A 12,313-nucleotide genomic window follows, 5' to 3' on the forward strand; every position below is an offset into this window, starting at 1 on the left:
ACCTTTGAATATCAAACCCGAATACAGTCATAGAGAATCGACCGTGTCTTTATCCGATAGATCGTGGTCGATTCGGTATCAATGGCACCTCGACGGCGGACCGTACTGGCGGCGGTATCGACGGCGACGGCGTCGGCAGCGGCCGGCTGTGCCGATCTGCTCGCCGACGAAGACGACGGAAGCGGCCCGGCGAGCGACGAAGGCGTCGCGACGGCGTTCGTCGAGAACCTCGCGAACGGGGAGTTCGAACGGGCGAGCGATCAATTCGTCTCGAGCGAGCAGGATCGGTACGGCGACCCCGGTCGCCTCGAGCGGCTCTGGATGGGGTACAACGCGGTCGGCGGCTCGTTCGAGGAGGTCGCAGACACGAACGTGAAGACGGGCAACGGCGCGTCGGCGGTCGACCTGACGCTGTCGTTCGCCCGCGGCGATCACGACTGCCGCGTCGTCGTCGACACCGACTCGCGGATCGTCGACTGCGGGGTCATCGACGAGTACGAGCGCCCGTCGTACGTCGACTCGAGCGCGATCGCCAGCGAGGACCTGACCCTCTCGGCCGACGGCTGCTCGCTCCCCGGAACCGTCACGACGCCGGCCGACGGCGACGGTGTGCCGGGGGTCGTGCTGGTCCACGACTCCGGACCGGTGACCGCCGACACCGCACGCGGCGGCACGCAGTTCTTTACGGACCTCGCGGAGGGACTCGCCACGCAGGGGATCGCAACTCTTCGGTACGACAAGCGCGTTCCCGCCTGCGAGGTCACGGGCACCGAGTACACCCTCGACGGCGTCACCGTCGACGACGCGCTGGTCGCGGTCGAGCGCTTACGGAGCGTCGAGGGTGTCAACCCCGATGGGATCGCCGTCGTCGGCCACGGTCTCGGCGGTCGGGCCGCGCCCCGGATCGCCGCTCGAGACGGCAATCTCGCCGGCGTCGTCGGCCTCGCCGCGCCGGCGCGGCCGTTCCACGAACTGACACTCGCCCAACTAGAACACAAGGTGTCGGTCGGGTCACAAGAATGGGGCGATCTGGCGAGCGTCTACGAGACGTGGACCGACGAGATCGAACGGGTTCGGTCGGGCGAGTACGAGGCGGACGAAACGCTGCTCAACAAACCCGGTGCCTTCTGGCAGAGCCTCGAGTCCTACGACCACCTGAGGACCGCGGCGGAGATCGACGCGCCCCTGTTTTTCCTGCAGGGGACACGCGACTTTCAGGTCAGCGCCGCCGACGACGTCGCGCGGTGGCAGTCCGAACTCGAGAGAGATTCGGCGGCGGAGTTCGAGACCTACGACGGGCTCAATCACCTGTTCATGCCCGGCGAGGGGGAGTCGGTCGAGTTCGCCTACGCCGTTCGTAACAACGTTGACGAGGCGGTCGTCACCGATCTCGCCGACTGGATCGACGGGCTGTAACGTCCGGCCGACCGGCGGGAGCCGAGCCGCCGGTCGCTCGATCGATGGACCGAGGATTCATACGCCGGTCGCCCGATCCACGTCGTATGGAGACGACTCGGGTCTTGCAGGTCGACGCCTTCACCGACGAACCGCTCACCGGGAATCCGGCGGGAGTCGTACCGGACGCGGACGGCCTCTCGGACGACCAGATGCAGGCCATCGCCGCGGAGATGGCCGTCAGCGAGACGGCCTTTCTGTGCTCGAGCGAGACCGCCGACCGTCGAATCCGCTATTTCACGCCGACACAGGAGGTCGACCTCTGTGGCCACGCGACGATCGGCACGTTCACACACCTCCACGACGATGGTCTCGCGGCCGGAACGTCGACCCTCGAGACGAACGTCGGGACGATCGAGATCGAGGTCGCGGACGACGGCACGGTCTGGATGACTCAAGACGAGCCGACGATCCGCGAGGTCGACGTGGGCTATGAGCGGGTCGCCGACGCGCTCGGCGTCGATCGGGCCGCTCTCGAGGGCGCGAGCGCCGATATCCCGCTGGCGGTGTCATCGACCGGTTTCCCCGTCCTGATCGTCCCGATCACGTACCTCTCCGACGTCGGCGACGCCGAACCCGAGATGGCCGCGGTCGAAGCCCTCACCGACGCGGTCGACGCCGCGGGCGTCTACCTCTTTACCTTCGACGCGCTCGAGGCCGAGTCGACGGTCCACGGCCGCATGTTCGCGCCAGGTGCCGGCGTCCCGGAGGACCCGGTTACCGGCACCGCAAGCGGGGCCGTCAGCGCGTACCTCGACCGGTTCGGTGCGTTCGACGACGATCTGCCCGAGGAGCTTCGACTCGAGCAGGGCCACTACGTCGACCGCCCGGGGATCGTCCGGGTTCGTCTCGGCGACGCGGTGCGGGTCGGCGGCCGCGGCGTGACCGTCCTCGACGGCTCTCTCGTCGTCCCCGAAGCCGACGAAGACGAGATTCTCGAAGCCTAAGTCCGCTGACCCGGCCGCGCTCAGGCGAGCGGGTCGCTGCCGCCGTTGCTGTCACCGTCATCATCGTCCCGGTCACTGTTCTCGTCGCTCTCGAGGCCCTCTCCCGGGGAGTTCGACGGACTCGAGGGCGGTGACGGCCCCTGTCCGGTCGATCGAGGCGGCGACTCGGACTTCGGCTCTGGTTCCGCCTCTGTCTCTCGAGTCGCCGCTGCGGTGTCGCCGGCCGTCGCGTCGCCATCGAGGTGCTCGCGCTCGTCGAAGGTCGCCGTCCGGCCGCCCTCCTCGAGTGCCGCCACCGCCCGGCGCGTCTCGGCGAGTTCGGCTTCCATATCGGCGAGGCGGTCGTCGAGTCCGTCCTGAACCTCGCTCGCGAGTCGGCTCGCGTCGAGTTGGCGGCCGGCGGCTCGGCCCGCCGCACGCGGGAGCGTGACGAACAGCGCGTAGCTCTTCCCGAGTTGCCAGACGACGATTCCCAGCGCGGCAAAGAGCAGGGTGATCATCGGATTCGCGCTCTCGATCGCCGGCCCCGGATTCAGCGGATCGGCGAGTAGTCCGGTGATCGCGCCGCCGAAGCCGGCGAGAAATCCCGCGGCGACGAGCGCCAGTCCGAGCCCGAGCGCCCCAACCGTGATCGCGCGATAGACGAGCGTCCACTTGAACGGATTTCGAAGTCCCATATCGGGAACAGTCACCGAAATAGTATAGTCGCTGTGGGAAACAAATCGATCGTCCCGCCGTTCGGCGATGTAACGCGCGCATATCGGTCGTCGTCCCGCGTCACCGATTGGCTCGATTCGTGACTGTCGGTCCGTAGCGTCCGTTCGCCGGCCGCTACGGTGGAAACTCATTCACTTGTGAGTTGCGATTGGGAGATACTGTTCGCAACCTTCTTTATTCGGTCCAGTGACCACCTCAATAGAGATGGCTGTACTCTGGCTGGACGAGATCAGTGCCGGCGACCTCGAGAAGGTCGGCGGGAAAGGTGCCTCTTTGGGCGAGCTCACGGGCGCGGGGCTGCCCGTTCCACCGGGATTCGTCGTGACTGCCGGGACCTATCGATCGTTTATCGAAGATGCCGAGATCGACGAGGAACTGTTCGAAGCCGTCGATGTCGACGTCGACGACTCGAGTGCGCTGGCCGACGCCGCCGACCGCGCACAAGAACTCATCCTCGAGACCCCCTTCCCCGACGAGCTTCGCGAGGAGATCGTCGCGAGTTACCGCGAGGTCGGTGACGGCGAGGCGTTCGTCGCGGTCCGATCGTCGGCGACGGCCGAGGACCTGCCCGACGCCTCCTTTGCGGGCCAGCAGGAGACGTTCCTCAACGTCACCGAAGAGGATCTGCTGGACCGTGTTCGTGAGTGTTGGGCCTCGCTCTTTACCCAGCGGGCAATCTATTACCGACAGGAACAGGGCTTCGACCACTCCGCCGTGAACATCGCAGTCGTCGTCCAGCAGATGGTCGACGCCGAGAAGTCCGGCGTGATGTTCACGAGCCACCCGTCGACGGGCGATCCGACGATGATCATCGAGGCCGCGTGGGGGCTCGGCGAGGCCGTCGTCTCCGGTGCCGTCTCGCCGGACAACTACGTCATCGACCGCGAAGACCGGTCGATGGACGTGACCATCGCCGAGAAGAAGGTCAAACACGAGAAAGACGAGGCGACCGGCCAGACCGTCGAGCGCGAGGTGCCCGAGGACAAACGGACCCAACGGGTCGTCTCCGACACCGAGATCGACGACCTCATGGATCTCGGCGAGCGCGTCGAGGACCACTACGGCGAACCCCAAGATGTCGAGTGGGCCATCGTCGACGGCGAAGTCTACATGCTCCAGTCCCGCCCGATCACCACGATCGATGAGGACAGCAACGACGCCACCGACGCCGAAGGCGTCGATCCCACGAAGGGAGTCACCGACGGCAGCGGCAGCGTCCAAGCCGCCGAGGGTTCCAGCGCCGATACCGCCGACGCGAGCGGCTCGGGCGAGGTCATCGTCGACGGCTTGGGCTCGAGTCCGGGCACCGTTAGCGGCCCGGCGAAGATCGTCACGAAGCTCGACGACCTGGCGAAGGTCGGCGAGGGCGACATCATCGTCACCGAGATGACCATGCCGGATATGGTACCCGCAATGAAGCGAGCGTCGGGGATCATCACCGACGAGGGCGGCATGACCAGCCACGCCGCCATCGTCTCCCGCGAACTCGGCGTCCCCGCCATCGTCGGCACCACCAACGCCACGACCGTCCTCGAAGACGGCCAGGTCGTCACGCTCGATGGCGACAAGGGCTCGGTGCTCGAGGGAGCGGCGGTCGAACCCGACGAGGAGACCGAACCCGTCGAGGAGGTACGCCCGCAGTCGCCGGTCAAGCCGATGACCGCGACCGAGGTGAAGGTCAACGTCTCCATTCCGGAAGCGGCCGAACGCGCGGCCGCGACGGGTGCCGACGGCGTCGGCCTCCTCCGGACCGAGCACATGATCCTCTCGCTGAACCAGACCCCCGAGAAGTTCATCGAAGAGAACGGCACGGACGCCTACACCAAGGAACTCGTCGACGGCATCCGCGGCGTCGCCGACGAGTTCTACCCCCGGCCCGTCCGTGTGCGCACTCTCGATGCCCCCACCGACGAGTTCCGCCAACTCGAGGGCGGCGAGGACGAACCCGAAGAGCACAATCCAATGCTGGGCTATCGGGGCATCCGCCGCTCGCTCGACCGAGCGGACGTCTTCGCCCACGAACTCGAGGCGTTCCGCCGGCTCTACGAGATGGGCTACGATAACGTCGAGATCATGCTGCCGCTGGTCAACGACGCCGAGGACGTCTATCAGGCCAAAGAGTGCATGAAAGAGGCCGGGATCGACCCCGAAAAACGCAAGTGGGGTGCGATGATCGAGACGCCCGCCGCCGCGCTCTCGGTCGAGGAACTGGCCGAGGCCGGCATCGACTTCGCCTCCTTCGGCACCAACGATTTGACCCAGTACACGCTCGCCGTGGATCGGAACAACGAGCACGTCGCCGACCGATTCGACGAACTCCACCCTGCCGTGTTGCGCCTGATCGGCGACGTTATCGAGACCTGCCGCGAACACGGCGTCGACACCAGTATCTGCGGGCAGGCAGGGTCCAAGCCCGAGATGGTTCAGTTCCTCGCCAACGAGGGAATCACGTCGATCTCCGCGAACATCGACGCCGTCCGCGACGTCCAACACGAGGTCAAACGCGTCGAACAGAAACTCTTGCTGGATTCGGTTCGCTAACCCGCCTCACACTGTCTTTTGATCGTAGAATTACAGTGAGTTTCGGTCGCGTCCGTCTCGTTCTCAGTCACAGCCTCGAGTGACGCGCCTGAACCGATCGGCCGGATTCACAGCTGACCTTCTCACCACGTGTAGGCGCGCCCGGCGGCGACGAGAAAGACGACCCCGATCCCGACCGCACAGACCGCGATCGCGAACCCGAGCAGCCGCAGTAGGTCGGTCATGAGTTCCGGATACTCGGGCTGTGGCTCGAGGTTCGCGACGAGAACGTAGACGAACGCACCGGCACCGACCGCGAACAGCCCGAACACGGCCGGCCCTGCCCATGTCATAGGCCCGCTGGGGCGGCGACCCCCCTATAGCCTGTGGCCGTCGCAGGGAAAGGTCCATGAGACAGGCCGGCCTCAGGTGACATATGAGCGACCGTTCTGACGAGGTGACCGAGCGTCGGGACCGAGACCCGCCCGCCACCGACGACCTCCTCGAGGAGACGGATCGACTGCTCTCCGAGACGGGAGGTGCCGGCGATGCGTCGCCCGAATCCGTGGATCCGGACGACGCGTCCGGCAGTGACTCCCTGCAGGACCTGTCCACCGGAATCGATCGCGGCCCGGAACCCGAGTCCGAACCGGTCGGTGAACCAGCCGGCGAGGCCGACACCGGCTCGTCGCGCTCGTGGCTCGCCCCGCTCACGTCGCGGCTCTCGCTTGGACGATACTTCTCGCCGAAGGAATTTCTCGCGCTGGTGCTCGTCCTCAGTGCCGGCCTGCTAGCCGGCGCGACCGTGCTGCCGATCGCCGGTCGCGTGATCGGCATGTTCGGCGTCGCGTTCACCGTCGGCCTGCTCGCGTCGAAACGGCGCTACCTCGAGATGAGCGTCGCCGGCGTCTCGGTCGGCGGTGTCGCTGCGATCCTCAACAACGCCGTCCTCGCGGCCGTTGGCTCCGGACAAACGCTCGTCGCCGTCGGTGCGACCGTGGGGCTGCTCGCGTCCGTGGTCGGCTACTACTTCGGCCGCGATCTGCGCGACGGTCTCGCACGAGATATCGACTGAGTCAGTCTTCGGTCGCCTCGTCGTTCGCTCCTTCGTTATCCGTTCGTCGTCAGTTCCCAGCCGCGCTCGGTTCGCCGGACCACGCCGTTGTCGGCCATCACCTCGAGTAACTCGGCGACGACCTCGCGGGGCGCGTCGATGTCGTCGCTGAGTTCGCCGACGGATTTCGGCTCCGAGCGCACGCTCGCGAGCAGGTCGGCGTAGATCCGACTCTCCGGGCCAGTGCCGACGTTTTCGGAAATGGAATCGAGTACGTCACAGAGCTGTCCCTGCACCCACCGCTGGGCCAAGGAGAGTTCGTTCTCGAGGCGCTCGAGTTCTTCGAGGGCACCGAGTTGGTCGTCGAGATCACCGTCGTCGTCCCAAGAGACGTCGAGCGTGAGGTGGCGACAGGTCGTAATATCGAAACTGCTGTTTGCCGGATAGGCGCTCTTGCTCGCGAAACCGTACGGGGAGACGTTCACCTCGAGGCGGACGTTGCGGGCGATATGAAAGTACTTTCGCCGCTGGTCGTCGACGCGGCTCTCGATCAAGCCCGCCTCCTCGAGTTTCCGGAGGTGTTCGATAACCGCCTTGGGACTCACGCCGAGGTATTCCGAAATTTCGGTGACATAACACGGTTTGCGGGCGAGCAACCGAAGGATCCGTCTCCGATTTTCGTTCCCGAGCAAATCCAACAACGCGGCGGAGTCCATCGAGAGAGGGTTAGTGATCGCCGCTGAAAAGGGTGTCTGCTCGCCGGACTCACGGCACAACCGCGACCCGGCGACGCCCTCGAGTCAATTCGCGGCGATCGCACCGATCGGTGGCCGAGTCGGGGCGTACCGATCTCGAAGAACGCGATTGAGCCGCGCGAAGACGGTACGTGCTCGAACGCAGGCGGCGATACGATCGAAGAGCATTGGTCCGGGCCGGACGATCGCTTTCGGCCTCGATTCGTCGTCCGTGCTAGGTGCTGACCGTAGTTGCGTCGGTATTCGAGAGAATAACTCACCGGGCTCGGATTCCGTCAGCTAGTTGCCGTTCCCGTTCCCTGACGGTTGGCCGTTTCCTGCGTTCTGCCCCGATCCAGCGCTGTCTCCATTTCCGGAGGCATCACTGTTGCTTCCGTTGCCGCTGTTGCCGGAGGCGCTACTATTGCCTCCATTGCCGTTGTTTCCAGAGGCGCTACTACTGCCTCCGTTGGCGTTGTTTCCGGAGGAATTACTGTTGCTTCCGTTGTCGCTGCTTTCGGAGGCATTACCGTTGTTTCCGGATGTATCACTCTGGCCTTCGTCTCCGCCGTTTCCGGCTTCGTCGCTGTTTCCATCGTTTCCACTATTTCCCGGTGCGTCGCCGTTCCCTGCGCTCTCGCTGTTTCCGGGGGAGTCACCGTTCCCCCCGTTTTCGCTATTTCCCGGCGCATCACTGCTGCCTGTATCCTCGCTATTCCCGGGGGAGTCACCGTTTCCTGCATTGGCGCTATTTCCCGGTACGTCGCCGTTGCCCGCGTTCTCGCTGTTGCCGGGAGCGTCACCGGGTCCTTGATTCCCCTTCTCGGCTGGCGGGCCGCGGTCGTCCGGCGGGCCGCCGCCGGCACCGGGCGGTCCGTTACCGTTGCCGGTGGACAGTCCGCGGGCGACCGCCGCGGTACCTGGACCGGCGTCTTTCGACGCGTTCTGCCGGATCCGCGAGGCGTTCTCCCGAAGGTCCGAGAGGTCGGTCTCGTTGACGCCGGCCTCGGCGGCGCGGCGCTCGGTTCGTTCGATCGACCGCTCGAGGCTGGCGATGTCGACCGTCAGCGTCGCCATTCGGGAGCGGTACGCGCCCTGAGCGAGCGAGTCGCGTTGCTCCCGGAGTTCGGCGCGTTCGGCTTCGAGGTCGGTCAACTGGGCCTCGAGTTCGGCCGTCCGATCTCGGACGACATCGTCGCGACTCTCGTTGTCCGCGGTTTCGTACTTCGCGTCGAACAGTTCGGAATCGACCGTATTCTTCGTCTCGGCCGCGTTCGCCTGCATCAACGTCCCGACGGATGCGTTCGTGGTTGCCGTCTCGGTTTGGTCGGATTGGCTTGTTTGGGCCGCGGTCAACGAACTCGCGACGGCACCGCTTGCAAGCGGCGCGACCGTGAGCCCGACGACCAGTGCGGCCACGAGAAGCGTGACCGACCGAGTGGGTGTCATCGCTTCTGTCGTTGTCTCGAATATACTAAAAAGACGGACCTTCGTTCGTATCGTTTACTCAGTTCGATCGACCCTCGAGATCAGTTCCGAGCGTTCAAGCGGGCCGCAGTGGTCGCGATCCCACCCAGTCATAGTTTGCACTCTATCGCGAGTCGACCCGCGCTCGTTTGGACCGTTCGAATCGTTTGTGTCGGCCGAGGCTGCCGCAATCACACGCTACGAACAATCTTGAACGCGACGGGTCGGCCGCGGGAACCGACAGCTGATTCGGTAACCCGTGCCTGAAGCGGGCGAGGGTTCCCGACTGGCCCCGAAACCGTTGTCGGAGATCGGTCTGATAGCGCGACGACTTAAACGTATCTGCAAACAGTTATGTCGCTCCGCACCTTGGTGTTTGTTACCATGTTCGAGGTGTTCTCGCAAAGCTATTATCTCGGACGACTCTACGTGACTCCCACTGACGGGGATCGCGCACTCATGCACAGCGAGCAACACGAGCGGATCAACGAGGCGGTGTACGCGACCGGCGACGGCCTCGAGCGCCTCGACACACCGCTCGTAATGAAACTCGAGTCCCAGCACTTCCCGGTTCACGGGGCGACAGATATCCCGACGAATACGCTCGCCTTGCCGGAATCGATGGTCGACGGAGCCGAGATCAGGAATCCGCCGTCGCTCAGGGAGGTGTTCCTCGCTCGCCGGGAGCGCGCTCGGCAACTGCTCGCGTTCACCGGTGAGTGGCAACCCGCCGGCAACCGGCCCGACGAGGACCTGCGAAACGCCGGAACCTAGAAGTACGCTCGCTTCCCGTTTTCGCCCGGATGTTCGACGAGTTGCTCGGCCGCGCATCGCTCAAGGACCGCATCGCCGAACTCGAGGACGAAAACGAGCGGTTACGCAAACGCTACGAGGCCGAATCCGAACGCCGAGCGGATGCTGCAACCGCGAGACAGGACGCCGAGGAGCGGATCAATCGACTCGAGGACCGGATCGCCCAACTCGAGGGCGAACTCGAACGCGTCGAGGAGGCCGAAACCGGGATGGCGGTCCGCCGCCGCGAGCAACTGCGGGGTGCCCGACTCGAATCGGTACTCGACCGGCTGATGACGTTTCGAACGGATCCCGAAGGAGCACTGACCGTCGGCGTGGGAAGCGACGGGCTCTCCGAGTCCGCGCGCGGGGAGTTGGAACCGGTCCTCGGCGATCGCGTCGCACTCGTCGACGATGCCGCGCCGTGTCTGTGCTGTGTCGACGACGCGGGACTACTCGCCGTGACGCTCGCGCCGCCGGTGGTTCCCGACCGGGAGGCGACGTGGCGCGACCGGTTCGCCCTCGAGCGCGAGTGGTTCCTGCCGACCGGTCGCCACGCGGTCGCGCTCGTCCGGACCGACCTGTTCGCCCTCGGGGTCTACGAGGGCGCGGACCGCGTCGACTACCGCGGGTTCGAGAGCGAGGTCAAGGGAAGCCACTCGAAAGGCGGGTTCTCCCAGGCCCGGTTCGAACGGATCCGCGACGGCCAGATCGACGACCACCTCGAGCGCTGTCGAGACGCCCTCGCCGCGTACGAACCCGGCGGCGAGGCCGCCGACATACCGCTCTTTCTCGCCGGCCAGCGCGGTATCGTCGACGCGCTCGTCGAAGAATCGACCCTCGAGCCGGCCGCGACGGCCGCCGTCGACGCGACCGGCGACCCGAAGCCGGCGCTCGAGGACGCCGTTCGGTCGTTCTGGACGACGGAGTTGCGGGTGCTGTAAGCCCGTCTCGACCGGTCGTCAATAGCCGCCGCCGTCGGCAAAACAGCGACCACACCGGTTCGCGTCGCCGTCGCTGACCGCTTGCTCGACGGGAACGACTCGAAGGTGTTCGTGAGCGATGTGGGCGGTCGCGCCGCAGGCCGTCTGGAAGTCGGACTGGCCCGATTCGTGCTTGTGGATCTTGTTCGTCGTCTCGTTCAGAACACCATTCATGCTGTACGTTATCATGGCGAATGCACATAATAGCACCGTCCGTTGAACGGGGACTCCGAGAGGGCGTCGGACCGTTTCACGGACGAAACGGCGGACCGAGTCGGACCGAAACAGGGTACTTCTGGTCCCGAAACGATGCGACGGGACGTCTCAGTCCTGCTCGACGCTCGGATGCATCGTTGGCTCCTCGTCGAGGGGCTCCGCGAAGGCCTCGAGCATCGCTTCTCTGGCCTGCTCGTCACGTCGCCGTCGTTCCTCGTCGTCGATTTCTTCACAGCCCGGTGGCACCTCGCGGCCGCGGCCGGTGAAGTAGCCCTCGGGGACGACCCAGTCGTGATAGAAGTTCGCGTCCGAATCGTGGACGACCGCGAGGCCGACCTTCGCGCCGTGGCCGGCGGCGACGATCGTCTGGTGGGGCTCGTCCGCGAGTCGGCCCGCGGCGTAGACGCCGTCGACGGCCGTGCGCCCGCCGTTGTCGACGTTGACGAAGTGTTTGCTTCCCCGTTTGGTTCGACCCACGTCCAGCGGGACGAGGTAGTCGCTGTCCGACCACGAGGCCGCGATGAGCCGGCGGGTTCTGAGAGGGCTTCCACCCTCGGTCTCGAGGGCAAAGCCCTCCTCGAGGTCGGTCTCTTCGATCGGTTCGGCCCGTGTTACGTGGCCGAGTTCGAACTCGACGCCCGCGTTCCGGGCCTGCTCGCGGGTCAGTTGCAGATACCGACGGGCGTCGACCCCGTTCGGGAAGCCGGGGTAGTTCTCGAGGCTAGCGTTGCGCGCGAGGATGGATTCGCCCCCGTCGATGACGAGGGTGTCCAGTCCCGCACGAGCGGTGAAAATCGACGCGGCGAGGCCGGCGACGCCGCCGCCGACGATACAAACGTCTCGCATGCCCCTCCGTTGAGCGTCGCGTGTATAGAAGGTTATCGTCCGTCGCGGCCCAGAAACGGAGCCTGTCGGGGGCGGGCAAGCTCAGTCGCCGGTAGCGACGTGTGGACCGCTACTCGAGTCGACGTTCGGCGTCTGCAACACCGCTTCGTCGGTCTCCGATCGCGACGCGTCGATCGTCATCGCTGCGGTCCGACGCTGTTCGGGCCTGATCGGCGATTGGGGTGACGACGGACGACCCGACCACACCGATTTAGTCCCTCGGGAACGGCCTTCGAGTATGACGAACCCGCAGTTCGAGGCAGTCAAGACGGAAGCCGCCGCGGCGATCACGGACGAGGACCTCCGTTCGGTGTACACCGGGCTCGTCCACGAGGACGGTCGCCACGAGTATTATTTTGGCAACGACACCGAGGAAGCGGCCGAACTCCGCGAGGCCGCGGCGATTCAACTCGGGATGTTGACGCGCGTGCTCGCGGACCGCTCCGATATGTCCGTCGAGGAGATCGCGGACCTCGCCGCCGAACGCGCCGAGAACATGGAGCTACGGTGAGTCAGTAGCGCGGACAGATGCCGGCTCGCGTC

The 12,313-nt window shown here is 65.6% G+C and carries 13 protein-coding genes; 7 read left to right on the forward strand and 6 right to left on the reverse strand.

Annotated elements, in window-relative coordinates:
* Window positions 1-81 precede the first annotated feature (81 nt).
* Both ACJYUO_RS01885 and ACJYUO_RS01890 read left to right on the forward strand, forming a co-directional pair.
* Entirely contained in the window at window positions 82-1,416 is a 1,335-nt protein-coding gene (locus ACJYUO_RS01885; protein WP_494343718.1) for an alpha/beta hydrolase, read from the forward strand.
* An 86-nt stretch (window positions 1,417-1,502) separates the two neighbouring features.
* Window positions 1,503-2,402 (forward strand): PhzF family phenazine biosynthesis protein, encoded by a 900-nt coding sequence (locus ACJYUO_RS01890; protein ID WP_494343719.1) that lies wholly within the window; start codon window positions 1,503-1,505, stop codon window positions 2,400-2,402.
* A gap of 20 nt (window positions 2,403-2,422) precedes the next feature.
* Here ACJYUO_RS01890 and ACJYUO_RS01895 read toward each other — a convergent pair whose 3' ends face one another.
* The gene (locus ACJYUO_RS01895) at window positions 2,423-3,079 is read right to left on the reverse strand and encodes a hypothetical protein (RefSeq protein ID WP_494343720.1); all 657 of its coding nucleotides are present in this window, start codon (window positions 3,077-3,079) and stop codon (window positions 2,423-2,425) included.
* Between the two features lie 244 nt (window positions 3,080-3,323).
* Between ACJYUO_RS01895 and ppsA the strand changes: the two genes are divergently transcribed.
* Window positions 3,324-5,660, forward strand: coding sequence for a phosphoenolpyruvate synthase (gene ppsA, locus ACJYUO_RS01900; RefSeq protein ID WP_494343721.1), 2,337 nt, complete (start codon window positions 3,324-3,326; stop codon window positions 5,658-5,660).
* A gap of 122 nt (window positions 5,661-5,782) precedes the next feature.
* On the opposite strand, the gene ACJYUO_RS01905 is transcribed toward ppsA, so the two are convergent.
* The gene (locus ACJYUO_RS01905) at window positions 5,783-5,992 is read right to left on the reverse strand and encodes a hypothetical protein (protein WP_494343722.1); all 210 of its coding nucleotides are present in this window, start codon (window positions 5,990-5,992) and stop codon (window positions 5,783-5,785) included.
* 83 nt (window positions 5,993-6,075) lie between these two features.
* Between ACJYUO_RS01905 and ACJYUO_RS01910 the strand changes: the two genes are divergently transcribed.
* Window positions 6,076-6,714 carry a DUF8526 domain-containing protein gene (locus tag ACJYUO_RS01910; RefSeq protein ID WP_494343723.1) on the forward strand — a complete coding sequence of 213 codons (639 nt, stop codon included), beginning with the start codon at window positions 6,076-6,078 and terminating at the stop codon, window positions 6,712-6,714.
* Between the two features lie 35 nt (window positions 6,715-6,749).
* On the opposite strand, the gene ACJYUO_RS01915 is transcribed toward ACJYUO_RS01910, so the two are convergent.
* The gene (locus ACJYUO_RS01915) at window positions 6,750-7,409 is read right to left on the reverse strand and encodes an ArsR/SmtB family transcription factor (protein WP_494343724.1); all 660 of its coding nucleotides are present in this window, start codon (window positions 7,407-7,409) and stop codon (window positions 6,750-6,752) included.
* 318 nt (window positions 7,410-7,727) lie between these two features.
* Window positions 7,728-8,876, reverse strand: a complete 1,149-nt coding sequence (locus tag ACJYUO_RS01920; RefSeq protein ID WP_494343725.1) for a hypothetical protein — start codon at window positions 8,874-8,876, stop codon at window positions 7,728-7,730.
* Between the two features lie 402 nt (window positions 8,877-9,278).
* Here ACJYUO_RS01920 and ACJYUO_RS01925 point away from each other — a divergent pair, with 402 nt between their 5' ends.
* Together ACJYUO_RS01925 and ACJYUO_RS01930 are read left to right on the forward strand one after the other, a co-directional pair.
* On the forward strand, window positions 9,279-9,668 hold the full coding sequence (locus tag ACJYUO_RS01925) for a DUF5802 family protein (RefSeq protein ID WP_494343726.1): 390 nt from the start codon (window positions 9,279-9,281) through the stop codon (window positions 9,666-9,668).
* Between the two features lie 29 nt (window positions 9,669-9,697).
* Window positions 9,698-10,630 carry a Vms1/Ankzf1 family peptidyl-tRNA hydrolase gene (locus ACJYUO_RS01930; protein ID WP_494343727.1) on the forward strand — a complete coding sequence of 311 codons (933 nt, stop codon included), beginning with the start codon at window positions 9,698-9,700 and terminating at the stop codon, window positions 10,628-10,630.
* 18 nt (window positions 10,631-10,648) lie between these two features.
* Here ACJYUO_RS01930 and ACJYUO_RS01935 read toward each other — a convergent pair whose 3' ends face one another.
* Together ACJYUO_RS01935 and ACJYUO_RS01940 are read right to left on the reverse strand one after the other, a co-directional pair.
* Entirely contained in the window at window positions 10,649-10,843 is a 195-nt protein-coding gene (locus tag ACJYUO_RS01935; RefSeq protein ID WP_494343728.1) for a hypothetical protein, read from the reverse strand.
* A gap of 150 nt (window positions 10,844-10,993) precedes the next feature.
* Window positions 10,994-11,731 (reverse strand): NAD(P)/FAD-dependent oxidoreductase, encoded by a 738-nt coding sequence (locus ACJYUO_RS01940; protein ID WP_494343729.1) that lies wholly within the window; start codon window positions 11,729-11,731, stop codon window positions 10,994-10,996.
* 277 nt (window positions 11,732-12,008) lie between these two features.
* Here ACJYUO_RS01940 and ACJYUO_RS01945 point away from each other — a divergent pair, with 277 nt between their 5' ends.
* Window positions 12,009-12,281, forward strand: coding sequence for a DUF8113 family protein (locus ACJYUO_RS01945; protein WP_494343730.1), 273 nt, complete (start codon window positions 12,009-12,011; stop codon window positions 12,279-12,281).
* Window positions 12,282-12,313: the final 32 nt, after the last annotated feature.

The sequence above is a fragment of the Natrinema sp. CRL1 genome (assembly GCF_059162405.1).